This is a genomic window from Kribbella sp. NPDC048915 (assembly GCF_040649595.1).
In the GTDB taxonomy this organism is placed as follows: domain Bacteria; phylum Actinomycetota; class Actinomycetes; order Propionibacteriales; family Kribbellaceae; genus Kribbella.
The window spans coordinates 9,799-24,248 of the sequence record NZ_JBEZFT010000045.1 but is presented as its reverse complement, the minus strand read 5'-3'; the positions used below and the strand labels follow the sequence as shown (position 1 = coordinate 24,248).

14 protein-coding genes are annotated in these 14,450 nt (G+C 68.9%); 10 read left to right on the top strand and 4 right to left on the bottom strand.

Annotation, left to right across the window (positions count from 1 at the left end; all coding sequences use genetic code 11):
• Positions 1–28 precede the first annotated feature (28 nt).
• Positions 29–967, bottom strand: a complete 939-nt coding sequence (locus AB0B82_RS22135) for a ribokinase (protein ID WP_360171468.1) — start codon at positions 965–967, stop codon at positions 29–31.
• The gene (locus tag AB0B82_RS22130; RefSeq protein WP_360171465.1) at positions 964–1,626 is read right to left on the bottom strand and encodes an SIS domain-containing protein; all 663 of its coding nucleotides are present in this window, start codon (positions 1,624–1,626) and stop codon (positions 964–966) included. The genes AB0B82_RS22135 and AB0B82_RS22130 overlap by 4 nt, the downstream gene beginning before the upstream one ends.
• Before the next feature lie 234 nt (positions 1,627–1,860).
• Here AB0B82_RS22130 and AB0B82_RS22125 point away from each other — a divergent pair, with 234 nt between their 5' ends.
• The 5 genes from AB0B82_RS22125 to AB0B82_RS22105 are packed head-to-tail and all read left to right on the top strand — an operon-like array spanning position 1,861 to position 8,048.
• On the top strand, positions 1,861–3,222 hold the full coding sequence (locus tag AB0B82_RS22125; protein ID WP_360171462.1) for a sugar ABC transporter substrate-binding protein: 1,362 nt from the start codon (positions 1,861–1,863) through the stop codon (positions 3,220–3,222).
• Positions 3,222–4,178 carry a sugar ABC transporter permease gene (locus AB0B82_RS22120; protein WP_360171459.1) on the top strand — a complete coding sequence of 319 codons (957 nt, stop codon included), beginning with the start codon at positions 3,222–3,224 and terminating at the stop codon, positions 4,176–4,178. Before AB0B82_RS22125 ends, AB0B82_RS22120 begins: the two co-directional genes overlap by 1 nt.
• Positions 4,168–4,965 (top strand): carbohydrate ABC transporter permease, encoded by a 798-nt coding sequence (locus tag AB0B82_RS22115; RefSeq protein ID WP_360171456.1) that lies wholly within the window; start codon positions 4,168–4,170, stop codon positions 4,963–4,965. Before AB0B82_RS22120 ends, AB0B82_RS22115 begins: the two co-directional genes overlap by 11 nt.
• Before the next feature lie 13 nt (positions 4,966–4,978).
• Complete coding sequence (locus AB0B82_RS22110) at positions 4,979–6,004, top strand: glycoside hydrolase family 172 protein (RefSeq protein WP_360171453.1); 1,026 nt, start codon at positions 4,979–4,981, stop codon at positions 6,002–6,004.
• A 4-nt stretch (positions 6,005–6,008) separates the two neighbouring features.
• Entirely contained in the window at positions 6,009–8,048 is a 2,040-nt protein-coding gene (locus AB0B82_RS22105; protein WP_360171450.1) for a DUF4185 domain-containing protein, read from the top strand.
• Positions 8,049–8,212: 164 nt separating this feature from the next.
• On the opposite strand, the gene AB0B82_RS22100 is transcribed toward AB0B82_RS22105, so the two are convergent.
• Both AB0B82_RS22100 and AB0B82_RS22095 read right to left on the bottom strand, forming a co-directional pair.
• Positions 8,213–8,878 carry a maleylpyruvate isomerase family mycothiol-dependent enzyme gene (locus tag AB0B82_RS22100; protein ID WP_360171447.1) on the bottom strand — a complete coding sequence of 222 codons (666 nt, stop codon included), beginning with the start codon at positions 8,876–8,878 and terminating at the stop codon, positions 8,213–8,215.
• Complete coding sequence (locus AB0B82_RS22095; protein WP_360171444.1) at positions 8,869–9,519, bottom strand: pyridoxal 5'-phosphate synthase; 651 nt, start codon at positions 9,517–9,519, stop codon at positions 8,869–8,871. Before AB0B82_RS22095 ends, AB0B82_RS22100 begins: the two co-directional genes overlap by 10 nt.
• Before the next feature lie 63 nt (positions 9,520–9,582).
• On the opposite strand from AB0B82_RS22095, the gene AB0B82_RS22090 reads away from it, so the two are divergent.
• The 5 genes from AB0B82_RS22090 to AB0B82_RS22070 all read left to right on the top strand — a co-directional run.
• Complete coding sequence (locus tag AB0B82_RS22090; RefSeq protein ID WP_360171441.1) at positions 9,583–10,188, top strand: CGNR zinc finger domain-containing protein; 606 nt, start codon at positions 9,583–9,585, stop codon at positions 10,186–10,188.
• 24 nt (positions 10,189–10,212) lie between these two features.
• Positions 10,213–10,896: a VOC family protein gene (locus AB0B82_RS22085; RefSeq protein ID WP_360171438.1), complete on the top strand. Its 684-nt coding sequence runs from the start codon at positions 10,213–10,215 to the stop codon at positions 10,894–10,896.
• On the top strand, positions 10,893–11,957 hold the full coding sequence (gene dapE / locus AB0B82_RS22080) for a succinyl-diaminopimelate desuccinylase (RefSeq protein ID WP_360171435.1): 1,065 nt from the start codon (positions 10,893–10,895) through the stop codon (positions 11,955–11,957). The genes AB0B82_RS22085 and dapE overlap by 4 nt, the downstream gene beginning before the upstream one ends.
• Before the next feature lie 37 nt (positions 11,958–11,994).
• Complete coding sequence (locus AB0B82_RS22075; protein ID WP_360171432.1) at positions 11,995–12,852, top strand: TIGR00730 family Rossman fold protein; 858 nt, start codon at positions 11,995–11,997, stop codon at positions 12,850–12,852.
• Positions 12,853–12,976: 124 nt separating this feature from the next.
• Positions 12,977–14,450 (top strand): DivIVA domain-containing protein (locus tag AB0B82_RS22070; protein WP_360171429.1); only part of this gene is annotated, 1,474 nt, incomplete at its 3' end.

Here is a 14,450-nt window from a genome sequence, read left to right as displayed (position 1 = left end):
CTTTAGCCCCGATCCACGCCAAAGGATCTCATGATCCCGAGATTGCGCCTTCGAGGAGTGCCAGGGCTTCGGCGTGCGACGGAGCCGAGTCGGCCGCGCCGTTCACCGTGGTCGAGAGCGCCCCTGCCGCGTTGGCCAGCCGGACGGCGTCCACCAGGCTCGCACCGTCCGCGAGCGACGCGGCCAGCGATCCGCAGAAGGCGTCGCCGGCCCCGACGGTGTCCACGGTGTCGACCTCGTGCGCGGCGATCCGCTCCTCGAAGCCGCCGGCGCGGTCGAGCACGTACGCACCCCGGGCGCCCAGCGTCACCACGCAGGCACGCAGGTCCCAGTCCTCGGCGAGTTTGCGCGCGATCATCGGCACCTGCGACTCGTCGTCGCAGTTCAGCCCGGTGAGCGCGGCCGCTTCCACCTCGTTCGGCACCAGGATGTCGACGTACGGCGCCAGTGCCGGGGCGACCGGACCGACCGGGGCCGGCGTGAGGATCGTGGTGACGCCGGCGGCCGCAGCGAGCCGGAGGGCGACCTGACTCGCCTCGACCGGCAGTTCGAGCTGCACGCTCACCACCTTGCTCGAGGTCAGAACGTCCCGCGCGGCTTCGACCTCCGTGGCGCTGATCGCGGCGTTCGCGCGGGACACGATGATGATCGAGTTGCCGCCGTCCGGGAGTACCAAGGGCAATCCCACGCCGGTGCCGAGCGACGGGTGCCGGACGACCCAGGACGTGTCGACCCCGTTGCCGGACAGCAGCTCCAGGAACTCCTCGCCGTACCGGTCCTCGCCGATCGTGCCGACGATTGCCGTCCGCGCACCCATCCGGGCCGCGGCGATCGCCTGGTTCACGCCCTTGCCGCCGAGGAACTCCGCGAACCCGGTGCCGTGCAAGGTCTCGCCCGGCAACGGCCGCCGCTCCGCCGAGGCGACCAGGTCCTTCATGAACGACCCCAGCACGCACACGTCCGTCATACGTTGTCCCCCTGGAGACGCTTGCCCAGGGCACCGGACGGATGGAACCTCGCGAAGTCGTGATGACTGAACTCGCGCAGGACGACGAGGGCGCAGGCGAGCGCGTCACCCATCGCGAGCGCGGCCGTCGTCGACGCGGTCGGCGCCAGGTTCAACGGATCCGCCTCGCGCAGCACCATCGTGTCGAGCGTGTACGTCGCCAGCTGGGCCAGCGTCGACTGCTCGCGCCCGGTCATCGCGATCACCGGAATGTCGCGCTGTCGCAGCATCCGGGCGAACGCGCACACCTCCGCCGTCTCGCCGGAGGCCGACAAGGCCAGGACGAGGTCGCGAGGGGTCACCGCGCCGGAGTCACCGTGCAGCGCGTCGCCAGCGTGGACGAAGGTTGCCGGTGTCCCGGTGCTGGCGAGCGTCGCGGCGATCTTGCGGCCGACCAGGCCGGACTTGCCGAGGCCGGTCACCACCAGGTGACCTTCGCACCGGGCGACCGCGGTCAGCACCTCCAGGAACACTCCGTCGAGCCGGTCGGCGAGCGCCGACACGGCCGCGGCTTCGGTCTCGATGGCATCCCGCGCCGCCTGCAGCCCCCGTGCCACCAGGTCTCTGGACAGCTCGTCGGCCGTGCGGTGGGCGGACGCACGGTTCGGCACAACTGGCATCCCAGCGCCTCTCATCTCAGAAATCGATTTCCGCAGATTAGGCAGTGCGGTCCGGACGTGTCAACGTCTGCACCCAGGTCGAAACCCCTGTGCCTACGAGGAAATTTGCCCCGATTGACCACATCGTCACCGTGCTGACTCTTGACCGGCCCGGACCCGGCTCGTAGATTGCGAGAAATCGATTGCCCCTCGAAGCCCACGGCAAGGCCGTTCGAGACACCCCAGGAGCACCTGATGGCCGCAACACCGTCCCCTGCCAGGCAGCTCAGCCGGCGGTCCGTCCTACGTGGCGGACTCGGCGCCCTCGCCGCGTCCGCGGCCGGCGTCCCGCTGCTGTCCGCCTGTGGCGGCAACTCCTCCGGCGGCAACGCCAAGGAGTTGTCGTTCTGGAACTTCTACGGACCGTCCGACGACCAAGGACCGCAGAGCAAGTGGTTCGTCGACACCGTCGCGGAGTGGAACAAGAACAACGACGTCAAGGTCAAGTTGCGGTACATCCCCGGCAAGGACTACCTGAACGGGACCACGCTGCAGACCGCCTTCCAGTCCGGCCAGGGCCCGGACATCTTCCTGATCAGCCCCGGCGACTTCCTGCGCTACTACAACGGCGGCGTGCTGCAGGACCTCGGGTCCGCGTTGCCGGACGAGGCGAAGAACGACTACCTGCCCGGCCTGCTCGAGGCGCGCAGCGTCGACGGCAAGGTGTACGGCCTGCCGATGGAGATCGAGCCGCTCGCGATGTACTACAGCGAGGCCGCGTTCGAGAGCGCGGGCCTGTCCGAGGCCGACCTGCCGAAGACCTGGGACCAGACGCTCGCCGTCGCGGAGAAACTCACCAACGGCAAGCGGTACGGCGTGATGTTCGAGACCACGCCCGGCTACTACCAGAACTTCACCTGGTACCCGTTCCTGTGGCAGGGCGACGGCAACGCGATCAAGGACGGCAAGTGTGCTTTCGACTCACCCGCCGCGGTGCAGGCACTGAAGTTCTGGGGCGACTCGATCAAGAGCAAGGTGGCGCCGCGCAAGGCGCTCGGCGACGGTGGCGGCGACGTGGTCTCCAACCTCGGGTCCGGTGCGGCCGCCATGCAGCAGAGCGGCATCTGGGCGGTCGCGGACATGCGCGCGAAGGCGAAGAACTTCAAGTACGGCATCATCCCGCACCCGACGCCGGACGGTGGGAAGCCGGCCACCGACCTCGGCGGCTGGGCGTTCGTCGCGAACTCGAAGGGCGCGAACCCGGAGGCCGCGGCGAAGTTCATCGCCTGGGCGCTCGGGTCGACCGACGAGGCCGGTGTCGAGCGGCAGCGGCAGTGGAACACGGTCGTCAAGACCAACGTGCCGCCGCGCAAGTCGGTGCAGGCGGCGGTCGATGCGAAGGGCACCTTCGGTGAGGGCGTGCTGAAGAAGTTCGTCGCCGAGATCGCGCCGACCGGACGGCCGGAGCCGCGGTTCCCACCGGAGGTGTACCAGCCGATCGCGGACGCGATCCAGGCCTGCCAGTTGAACGCGGCCGATCCGGCCAAGGCGGCGGCCGACGCGGCCGAGAAGATCGACACGTTCCTGAAGACCTACCAGGGCGCGCCGATCAGCTGATGGTGACCACAACAGCTCCTCCGTCCGAGCGGGCCCGGGCTCCCGAAGGCTCGCGGCCGAAGGCAGGTCTGACCAGGAAACGGCGCGAGGCGCTGGCGGCGTACGCCTTCCTCGCGCCGGACACCCTCGGTCTGCTGATCTTCGTGGCGATCCCGATGGTGCTCGCCTTCGGGGTCGCGTTCTTCAAGGTCGACGGCTTCGGCAACTACCAGTACGTCGGTCTGGCCAACTACAAGCTGATGGCCGGCGACGACCAGTTGTGGGCCTCGCTCAAGGTCACCGCGACGTACGTGGTGACGTTCGTGCCGATCGCGTTCGTGGTGAGTTTCGCGCTGGCGATGCTGGTCCGCAACCACTTCAAGGGCATCGGCTGGGTGCGCTCGGCGTTCTTCCTGCCGAACGTGGTCAGCCTGGTTGTCGTCGGTCTGATCTGGCAGTTCCTGCTCGTCGACAAGCGTGGCGCACTGTCCAAACTGCTGGCGCCGCTCGGCCTCGGCGACGTGTCGTTCCTGGGTACGCCGTCGCTTGCCCTCGGCACCTATGTGGTGATCAGCGTCTGGTTCCTGATGGGTTATCAGATGCTGGTCTTCCTGGCCGGCCTCAAGGACGTCCCGAAGGAACTCGAGGACGCCGCGTCGATCGACGGTGCGGGCGCCTGGCAACGGTTCCGGTACGTGATCTGGCCGCTGCTCCGGCCGACCAGCTTCTTCGTCGTGGTGAACTCGACGATCGGAGCGGTCACCGGACTGCAGGCGTTCGACCTGGTGTTCGTGCTGACCAAAGGCGGTCCGGCGCGCGCGACCAGCACCGTCGTGCTCTACATCTACGAGCAGGCCTTCACCTTCAACAACATGGGGTACGCCGCCGCGCTGACGACCGTGGTGGTCGCGATCCTGGTCGTCTGTACCGGCCTGATGTTCGGCTTCACCCGAGGAGGTCGCTTCGATGAGGATTAGGTTCTTCCCGATCCTGGCCCACGTGCTGGCGATCATCGCGGTCGCGCCGCTGCTGTGGATCGTGATCAGCGCGCTGAAGCCCGCCGAGGAAGTGTTCGACTTCGGCTGGCCGCGGCACTGGACGCTGGACAACCTGCAGTACGTGCTGCTGAAGATCCCGATGCCGCGGTTCATGCTGAACTCGGCGATCGTGGCCGTCACGGTCACCGTGATCGCACTGTTCTTCCACTCGATGGCGGCGTACGCGCTCGCCCGCCTGCGGTTCCCCGGCCGCGGGATCATCTTCTCCGGCATCATGTCGACGCTGCTCGTGTCGCTGCCGGTGATCCTGGTCCCGCTCTTCCTGGTCGCGAAACAGCTGGGGCTGTTGGACAGTTACGCCGGCCTGATCGTGCCGAGCATCTTCCACGCATTCGGGATCTTCCTGCTCCGGCAGTACTACCTGAACATCCCGCGGGAGCTGGAGGAGGCCGCCGACCTCGACGGCTGCGGGTACTGGCGGCGGTACTGGAGCGTCATCCTGCCGCTCAGCCGGCCGGTGCTCGCCTCGCTGTCGGTGCTGTTCTTCCTGGCCAACTGGAACGCCTTCCTCTGGCCGTTGACCATCACCCGGAACCCGGATCTGCGGGTGATCCAGCTCGGCGTCTCCGGCATGCAGGGGCAGTACGCCTCCGCGTGGAACCTGATCCTCGCGGCCGCCGTGATCGCGGCCATCCCGACCGTCGTGGTCTTCGTGGCCGGCCAGAAACGGCTGGTGGATGCGATGAAGACCACCGGCCTCAAGTAGCTGAAAGGCTTGTATGTACGGCAATTACGGCAGCAGCCTGCGCGATTTGCCCCGGCTGCGCGACTCCAAACGGCGCAGGGCCTCCAGCTGGGACCGGACCGGCGGCAACGACGACCGGTTGACGATCCGTCCTGGGGAGACCGCCGTACTGGCCGACCTTGAGGGACCGGGGTCGATCAACCACATCTGGTGCACGGTGGCGCGGGACAGCCCGTGGGGTCCCGACGAGGTCGACGGGGACTACCTGCGCAAGCTGATCCTGCGCATCACCTGGGAGGACTCGACCGAGCCGAGCGTGCTGGTGCCGCTCGGGGACTTCTTCGGCGTCGGGCACGGAAGGACGGTGAACTTCGTCAGTGCCCCGCTGCAGATGAGCCCGCAGGACGGCAAGGGGTTCAACTGCTGGTTCCACATGCCCTTCGCGGGGCGCGCTCGCGTGGAGCTGATCTCCGAGCTGTCCGCGGCACCGGTGTTCTTCTACTACTACATCGACTACGAGCTGTTCGACGGCGTCCAGGACGGGCTCGGGTACTTCCACGCGTCGTACAACCGGCAGTCGCCGACCGACGGCGTACCGCAGGGATCTTCGTCGTTGCGTGAGTACCAGGTCGAGGGCACGAACCGCACCGGTGACGGCAACTACGTCGTCCTCGACACCGAGGGCAAGGGCCACTACGTCGGGTGCGTGGTCAGCATCCGCAACCTGCGCGAATCCGCGGAGTGGAACTGGTACGGCGAGGGCGACGACATGATCTTCATCGACGGCGAACCGTTCCCGCCGTCGCTGCACGGTACCGGAACCGAGGACTACTTCAACACCGCGTGGTGCCCGAGCGAGGCGTACTCGGCGCCGTACCACGGGATCACCTTGCCGGGCGGACCGAACTGGAGCGGCGAGATCTCGCTGTACCGCTTCCACATCGAGGATCCGATCACGTTCTTCCGCAGTATTCGCGTGACCATCGAGCACGGGCACGCCAACAAGCGCAGCGACGACTGGTCGTCGGTCGCGTACTGGTACCAGACCCTGAAGGGATAGCGTCATGAGGCGTGGGGCTTTGCTGGCTGTCCTGCCGTTGGTGTTCGGAACGGCGACACTTCTCGGCGGATCGAGCTCGAGTCCGCAGCCGGCTGCTGCGACGTCGACCGCCGTCGGTACGGCGCAGGTCGAGTCGAAGGGCGTGCCCAGTCAGAGCGACGGCGACCTGTGGCCGTCGTGCTGGGCCGGGAACGACAAGCTGTACGCCGCGAACGGTGACGGCAAGGGGTTCAGCCTGGACGGGGACTTCGCCGACATCGCGGTCAACGAGATCACCGGCACGCCGGGGAACTTGTCCGGGGCAACGATCTCGAAGGGCGACCAGGTCGGGTCGATCTGGTCCGGCGGCGGGTACAACCGCAAACCCACCGGGATGGTGTGTGTCGGTGACACGCTCTACCTCGCGGTTCAGGACCTCGCGCTGGACTTCAACGACGTACCGGCCGCGACGATCCTGAAGTCCACCGACCACGGGCGAACGTGGACCTGGGACAAGAAGAGGCCGATGTTCTCCGACCACGTCTTCACGACGATCTGGTTCGCGGACTTCGGCCGCGGCGGGGCGCTGGCGCCGGACGGGTACGTGTACGCGTACGGCCTGGACGGGAACTGGCGCGACTCGTTCGACGACACGGTCGCGGATCCGCAGTCGGTGTACCTGGCGCGGGTGCCGAAGAACAAGGTGCAGGACCGCGCGGCGTGGAAGTTCTACACCGGGAGCGGGTGGTCGCCGAAGCTCGCCGACCGCAAGCCGGTGCTGACCGACCCACGGCGGCTGTACGCGCAGACGTACGGGACGAACGCGTCCAACCTGAGCGTGATCAGCCAGGGTGGTGTCACATACCTGGAGAAGCAGCAGCGCTACGTCTACACGTCGTGGACGGAGTACACCTTCGAGTTCTACGAGTCGCCGACGCCGTGGGGCCCGTGGAAGCACTTCCTGAGCAAGGACTTCGGCGGGTATCCGTGGTCGACCTCGAAGTACGGCGGGTACGGCGTGACGATCCCGTCGAAGTTCGTGCAGCCGGACGGGAAGACGATGTACGTCCAGGCGAACGTGTGCCCGTGCGGTGGCGGCGGGATCGGGACGTCGGTCTACAACTTCAACCTGCGCAAGCTGGTGCTGACACCGTCCGCGGACGCACCGGCCGCGAACCTGCCGGGGCCGGACAACCTGGCCGCTCCGTCGACCGGTGCGGTCGCGATCTCCAAGTCGACACAGTCCGGCAGCCTCGCGCTGCTGAACGACGGGGCGAAGTCCGGCAGTGAGTCCGATTTCGACGACGAGGTGAAGGGCGCCTCGTGGTGGGGGTACGAGTGGCCGGCGAAGCGGAAGGTGAACAACGTCGAGTTCACCTCCGGTGCGGCGTCGGCGGAGGGTGGGTACTTCACGGGTCGGCCGCGGGTGCAGGTGAAGCGGGACGGCGCGTGGGTCGAGGTCGGCTCGCAGACCGTGTCGCCGGCGTACCCGGGTGATGCGTCGGCCGGTGCGAATACGACGTACACGATCACCTTCCCGGTGCAGGAGACCGACGGGGTGCGGGTGATCGGGTTGCCGGGTGGTACGCGGTCCTTCACCACGGTGTCCGAGCTCGCCGTGAAGTACGTGTCGCAGCTCGCGGACGGTGGCTTCGAGGGGACCGGTGGCGGGAAGCCGGCGTGGCTCTTCGAAGGCACTGCGGCGAACGGTGTGGACCGTGGGCTCGGGTTCGCGCATTCCGGTGCGAACAACGGCTGGATCCGGTGTACGTGCACCGGTTGGAGCGCGTTGTATCAAACGGTCCCAGTGGTCCCCGGTACGACGTACACCTTCGGCGGCTGGGTCAACGCCTCCGCCAACCTCCCCGCCGGCCAGGGCCGCTTCGGCGTCCGCTCCGGCAGCGCGGACCTCGCCACGAAGACCTTCGGCGCCGGCACCGGCTACGTCCACCACGAGGTCACGGTCACGGTCCCGCCGAACGTCCACGAACTGACCGTCTACGCAGGCTTCAACGGCCCGGACAAAGACACCTGGATCCAGGTCGACGACTTCACGGTCAGCTGAGGTCGCGGGGTCGCCGGCGGGGACAATCCGCCGGCGGCCCCGCGCGGTTGACCGTGGTCGGCGGACGTGGGCCACTCAGTAAGCAGCGGACTCTCGTCGGGTTTGCGCTTGGCGACGGCGGTTGTGGTGGCCCTGGGTGAGGTTAGGTGGTGGGGGTCCGCCCGCTATGGCCAGGGCAGGAGCTCCGGCGTGGCGCCCGTGACGGGTGAGGGGGTGGGGCGGCCGGCGTACCAGGCGGTGAGGGATTGCAGGGTGCCTTCGAGCAGGACCTCGGTGCCGGTGCCGTTGGTCCAGGTGACGGTGGGGGACTCGAGGACGAGGTGGATGTTCTCCGGGGTTCTCGGGCGGAGGAAGTCGAGGAGGTGGCGGCAGAAGCCGTCGGACCAGGTGGCTGGGGTGTCGCCCAGGTCGACATCTGTGGTGTGGACGGTGAGCTCGCGCCACGTCGCCTGCAACCCCGCGGACAGGTTGCTGTTGCGGTGCAGTATCGGCCGCGACCAGTCGTCCGGCCCGACCTTGTCCCACGCGGCGAGCAGCCGGCCGATCGCCTGGCCCAGGTGCTGACGCAGTTCCACCGCGGACCGATCGGCGCCGGCCTCGATCGCGTCATCGCGCGCCGGGCGTCCACCGTCGTACACCTCGACGAGGCGCCCCTGCAGCGCCTCCTCGACCTGGCGCGTCATCGCCTCGGAGAAGCCGGCGACATGCGTGATCACATGCCCGCGGGACCACTCCGGCAGCACCGAGTCACCGCGCGCCGCGGCGTCGTCGAGGTCAGCGGTCAGGGCGAGCAGTCGCTCGGCGGTCGCGCGTACTTCGTTCAGGGCCACAGCAGCTCCTTGGTCCATTCGTTATCCAGTCGGTACCGCAGCCGCAGGTGCCGTCGTTCCTGATCGGCCTGCCAGAACTCCACCTCGTCGGCGCGCACCGTGTAGAGCGTCCAGTGCGGCGCGACCAGTTCGGGGTCGGCGGCGATCCGGTCGGCTTGTTCCTGCACCGCGACGTCGATCTCGGCGCGGTCCGCGAGTACGGCGCTCTGGCGCCCGACCAACGCCTCGGCCCGCGACCCGGGCGGACGCATCAGGAAGTCCTGCGCGCACTCCTCCGCGGGCGCCGGCTCGACCCGGCCCAGTACGCGCACCTGCCGGCCGAGCGGAATCCAGTAGAAGGTGAGCGCGGCGTACGGCGACTGCGCGAGCTCCTGCCCCTTGCGGCTGGTCGACGACGACGCGAACTGCCAGCCGTCGCTGGTGACGTTCTTCAGGATCAGGACGCGAGCATTCGGTCGCCCGTCCGCGCGGACCGTGGACAGCGTCATCGCGCACGCTTCCGGTACGTCCTGCTCGATGGCGAGCGACAACCACTCGACGAACAAGGCTTGTGGCGTCGCGGGCCTTTGCGAGAGGTCCCACGGCGGGGGAGTGCCGGTCAGGGTCGGTACGGCGCGCAGCCGGGTGCGAAGGTCGGTCACGGTGGCCGACCCTAGGCGATCAATTCACATGGCATCAACTGAATATCCCATTAGTATCGATCCATGACCACCCTGGCCATGGCCCTGGCCGCGACGATCAAGCACGACGGCCACGGCGGCGTCGCCGACCTGCTGTCCACCGAGTCCGACGCCGCCGCCTGGCTGACGACGAACGCCGAGCTCATCGATCGCTCGCTGGGAAAGAAATGGGTGGCAGGTGACGATTTGTTTCCCAGCGAGCGGGTGCTGCTCGAGTTGGTGCGGATGCGGCGGGCGGTCCGGGCGTTGTTCGCGCGCGCCGTCGCGCCCGAGCCGCCCAGCAAGGCCGACGCGAACCGCCTGCTGCCGGTCGACGAAGCGCTCCGGATCGTGAATCGCGCGGCCGATCGCCTCGGCCCCGAGCACCTCGCCTGGCCCGACGACGCGGCTGACCCCGTTGTACGGCGCACTCCGCGCACCGAGGACCCAGTCGTCCTGCTGATCGGCGCGATTGGCCGCTCCACGATCGAGTTCCTGACGAGCCCGGACCGTCGGCGATTGCGCGCGTGCCCGGCGGCGCGGTGTGTGAAGTACTTCCTGCAGGACGATCCGCGCCAGCAGTGGTGCTCACCGAAGTGCGGCAACCGCGAGCGCGTGAATCGCCACTATCGCAGGCACACCGCCGGATAGCTCGCTCCGGATAGCCTGGGGTGTATGACGATCGCCCGGTTCAAGGACTTGTGTGTCGACGTCTCGTCGGCGAGCGAGACGGCGGCGTTCTGGGGGCGGGTGATCGGCCTGACGGTCCCGGCGGACAACCCGAACGTGCTGGTCGGCGATGTCCCCGAGAAGTCCATCTGGCTGTGCAAGGTCCCCGAGCCGAAGACCGTCAAGAACCGGGTCCATTTCGACGTCATCGCGGCCCGCATCGCCGACCTCGAGCGGATCGGGGCGAAGGTGCGGGTGCCGGAGTCCGCGGAGCAGCAGTGGACGGTTCTGTCGGATCCGGAGGGCGGCGAGTTCTGCGGCTTCGTCCGCGACACGGTTCCGGCGTACCGGTTGATGGAGCTGATCGTCGACTCGGCCGACCCGGAGGGCCAGGCTCGGTGGTGGGCGGGTGTGGTCGGCGGCGATGTGTCGCACCGTGACGGCGTCGGCTACTGGTGGCTGGAGAACGTGCCCGGGATGCCGTTTCGGTACTGGGTCTTCAACCCGGTCCCCGAGCCGAAGACGGTGAAGAACCGGATCCACTGGGACGTCACCGCCCCCGCGCTGCAGCCGGTGCTCGAAGCGGGTGCGACACTGCTGCGGCCCAAGGACGACGGGATCGGCTGGCAGGTCTGCGCCGACCCCGAGGGCAACGAATTCTGCGTCTTCCTGCCCCCGGAGGCCTCATGAAGCTCGACCTGACCGCAAGCGCCTGCGACCTGACCGAGGCGCTGGTCAACATCTCATCGGTCAGCGGGACCGAGGAGAAGCTCGCGGACAAGGTGGAGAAGGCGCTCTCGGCGTACCCGCACCTGAAGGTGTTCCGGCACGGCAACACCGTCGTCGCGCGGACCGACCTCGGCCGGGCCGAGCGGGTCGTCCTCGCCGGGCATCTGGACACGGTGCCGCTCAACGACAACCTGCCCGCCCGCCGCGCCGACGGGCTGATCCACGGCCTCGGCGCCTGCGACATGAAGGGCGGTGTCGCGGTCGCGCTCCGGCTCGCCGCCACTCTCCAGGAGCCGAACCGCGACGTCAGCTATGTGTTCTACGACTGCGAGGAGATCGAGGCCGAGCGGAACGGGCTGTTCAAGCTCACCCGCTCCAACCCCGAGCTGCTCGAGGGCGTGTTCGCGGTCGTGATGGAGCCGTCCAACGCGGTCGTCGAGGCGGGCTGCCAGGGCACCATGCGGATCGACGTCACCACCCGCGGCGAACGCGCGCATTCGGCCCGCTCGTGGATGGGCAGCAATGCGATCCACGCCGCGGGCGAGGTGCTCGCGCGGCTGGCGGCGTACACACCGCGCCGGGTCGTGATCGACGGCCTCGAGTACCGCGAAGGGCTGAACGCGGTCGCGATCACGGGCGGTGTCGCCGGCAACGTCGTACCGGATCTGTGCACGGTGTCGATCAACTACCGGTTCGCGCCGAACCGCTCCGAGGAGGAGGCCGAGGCACATCTGCGGGAGGTCTTCGACGGGTACGACGTTACCGTCACGGATTCCGCACCGGGTGGGCTGCCCGGGCTGGAGCGGCCGGCCGCGGCGGCGTTCCTGCAGGTGGTGGGCGGGGAGCCGCAGCCGAAGTTCGGCTGGACCGACGTGGCGCGGTTCACGATGCTCGGCGTACCGGCGGTGAACTACGGCCCCGGTGACCCGCTGTACGCGCACAAGCAGGACGAGTTCGTGCCCGAGGCCGAGATCGAACTGTGTGAACAGCAGCTGAGGACTTGGTTGACGGATCGCGTCTGAACCCGCCGGGTTACCGCCCAGGCCATAGCCTGGGGGTATGTCAGAACCGTCGATCCACCCCGACCGTCCGGTCGGCCAGCAGCAGCGCGGGCCGATCGTGATGCGGCGCAAGCAGGTGCAGCAGTCCACGTCCGAGCAGCGGCTGCTGGACAGCCGCGGGCCGTCGGACTGGGTGCACACCGATCCGTGGCGGGTGCTGCGGATCCAGTCGGAGTTCATCGAGGGGTTCGGCATGCTGGCCGAGCTCGGCGCCGCGATCAGCGTGTTCGGGTCCGCCCGGACCAAGGCCGACGACCCGATGTACGCCGCCGCCGAGGAGTTCGGCCGGAAACTGGTCGGTGCCGGGTACGCCGTGATCACCGGCGGCGGGCCGGGTGTGATGGAGGCCGCGAACAAGGGCGCCTCCGAGGCCGGCGGCGTGTCGGTCGGGCTCGGCATCGAACTGCCCTTCGAGAACGGCCTGAACGAGTGGGTCGACATCGGAATGAACTTCCGGTACTTCTTCACCCGGAAGACGATGTTCGTGAAGTACGCACAGGGCTTCGTGGTGATGCCCGGCGGGTTCGGCACGCTGGACGAGATGTTCGAGGCGCTCACGCTGGCGCAGACGCGGAAGGTCACGTCGTTCCCGGTGGTGCTGTTCGGGACGTCGTACTGGGGCGGGCTGGTCGACTGGCTGCGGACCACGATGCTCGAGGACGGGAAGATCTCGCCCGCCGACCTGGAGATGTTCATCGTCACCGACGACGTCGACGAGGCGATCAGCTACATCGTCAAGTCCGGGGAACTCGCCGACGAGGCCGCGGAGGAAGCCGCCGAGGCCGCCGCCCGCGAGGTCGACGCCGCCAACGACCCGGCCCGCCGCGCGCACCGGCTCGGCTCCGACGGGAGCTGACGACGGGACCTGGATCGGGACCTGGATCGGGACCTGAAGCGGGGGCCGGAAGCGGGGGTCGAGGCGGGTTGGCAGCGGGGGTTTTCGCGGTTGACTCGCCCGGCATGGCACGATCGGTCCCGTGATGTGGTTCTTCGGGCTGATCGTGGTGCTGTTGATCGGGGCTGTCGCGGTAGTGGCCTCGGGTCGTTGGGGTGCCATGAGTACGGCGTACGACGACCGGCCCGACATGACCGTGCCCGCGCGGCAGGCGCTCACGTCGACCGACATCGAGTCCGCGCGGTTCGCCGTCGGGCTGCGCGGCTACCGGATGGACGAGGTCGACACGCTGCTCGAACGCGTCGCCAAGGAAGTCGCCGAACGCGACCGCCGCATCGCCGACCTCGAGCGCGCCGTCGCCCCCATCGTCGAGGCGCCGGACGGGCGCGGCTTCACCTCCACGTCCTACGACCCGGCCGACTTCGACGACACGGGCACCCAACCACCCATCCTGGTCGGCGGCGACTTCCCCGAACCCACCACCCCCGAGCCCTCCGCCCCTGAGCCCTCCGCCCCTGAGCACTCCGCAGCTGAGCCCCCCGCAACTGTGTCCTCCGCAACTGTGTCCTCCGCAACTGTGTCCTCGGCCGCTGAACCCTCGGCCGCCGAGCCTGCGGCTGGTCAGCCCGGTGGCGCCGCATCCGAGGCTCCGATGGACTCCACCCCTGCCGCGGGTGCGCCGGACGACGCCGGTACGCCGAGCAGCGCGCCCGGGGCGGCGCCTACTGCGGCGGACGCCGTTGGGGCGTCCGTTCCGGCTGCAGCTACGCCGCCCCGCGGTGGCGCCGACGATCGCGGTGAGCAGACCGGCGAGCGAAGCGGCCCGCAGGTATCCGGTGGAGCGTCCGGTGAGCAGTTGATCGGAGAGCCGGACGACGAGCCGGAGACCAGCGAACTCCCACGCACCAGCCAGGCCGCCGCCGACGAGTACGCCCGCTTGCAGGCCGAGGCCCGCGCTGTCCTGGAGGCCCAGTCCCAGCCCGGACCTCCGCGCCGGACTCCACCCCCACCCCGCCAATCACCTACCCAGCCCGCACCCAGCCAACCCGCACCCACCCAGCCGGCACCCGTCCAGCCGGTACCCGTCCAGCCGGCACCCGTCCAGCAGGCACCTGCCCAGCCGGCTGCCGCTGAGTCCGACCAGGCCTCGGGGCAGCAAACCGCGGAGGGACGTGGGGTGCAGCCGGGCGAGACACAGGCGCAAGTTCAGTCGGTTCCGCTGACTCCGGCGCAGCGGTACGAGCAGCACATGAACAGCCAGCACCAGCCGACCCCCACACCACATCAGCACCCCACGGGCACGTCGTCCGCCACCGCCCAACCGCCGGCTTCCGAGCAGCCTGCCGCCCAGCCGTCCGCAACGCCGCCGCCCGCCCCTGAGCAGACCCATTGGACCGCTCAGCCCACCCCGCACCAGTCCGCGGATGCGCAGTACGACGCTCCGCGCCAGTCCGCGGATGCGCGGTACGACGCTCCGCGCCAGTCCGCGGATGCGCGGTACGACGCTCCGCGCCAGTCCGCGGATGCGCGGTACGACGCTCCGCGCCAGTCCGCGGATG

What these genes read in the sequence shown, in the direction of transcription:
- AB0B82_RS22125 (WP_360171462.1), top strand. Translation starts at nt 1,861, where the DNA reads ATGGCCGCAACACCGTCCCCTGCCAGGCAGCTCAGCCGGCGGTCCGTC.
- AB0B82_RS22135 (WP_360171468.1), bottom strand. Translation starts at nt 967, where the DNA reads ATGACGGACGTGTGCGTGCTGGGGTCGTTCATGAAGGACCTGGTCGCC.
- AB0B82_RS22120 (WP_360171459.1), top strand. Translation starts at nt 3,222, where the DNA reads ATGGTGACCACAACAGCTCCTCCGTCCGAGCGGGCCCGGGCTCCCGAA.
- AB0B82_RS22110 (WP_360171453.1), top strand. Translation starts at nt 4,979, where the DNA reads ATGTACGGCAATTACGGCAGCAGCCTGCGCGATTTGCCCCGGCTGCGC.
- AB0B82_RS22085 (WP_360171438.1), top strand. Translation starts at nt 10,213, where the DNA reads ATGACGATCGCCCGGTTCAAGGACTTGTGTGTCGACGTCTCGTCGGCG.
- AB0B82_RS22075 (WP_360171432.1), top strand. Translation starts at nt 11,995, where the DNA reads ATGTCAGAACCGTCGATCCACCCCGACCGTCCGGTCGGCCAGCAGCAG.
- AB0B82_RS22105 (WP_360171450.1), top strand. Translation starts at nt 6,009, where the DNA reads ATGAGGCGTGGGGCTTTGCTGGCTGTCCTGCCGTTGGTGTTCGGAACG.
- AB0B82_RS22115 (WP_360171456.1), top strand. Translation starts at nt 4,168, where the DNA reads ATGAGGATTAGGTTCTTCCCGATCCTGGCCCACGTGCTGGCGATCATC.
- AB0B82_RS22130 (WP_360171465.1), bottom strand. Translation starts at nt 1,626, where the DNA reads ATGCCAGTTGTGCCGAACCGTGCGTCCGCCCACCGCACGGCCGACGAG.
- AB0B82_RS22090 (WP_360171441.1), top strand. Translation starts at nt 9,583, where the DNA reads ATGACCACCCTGGCCATGGCCCTGGCCGCGACGATCAAGCACGACGGC.
- dapE (WP_360171435.1), top strand. Translation starts at nt 10,893, where the DNA reads ATGAAGCTCGACCTGACCGCAAGCGCCTGCGACCTGACCGAGGCGCTG.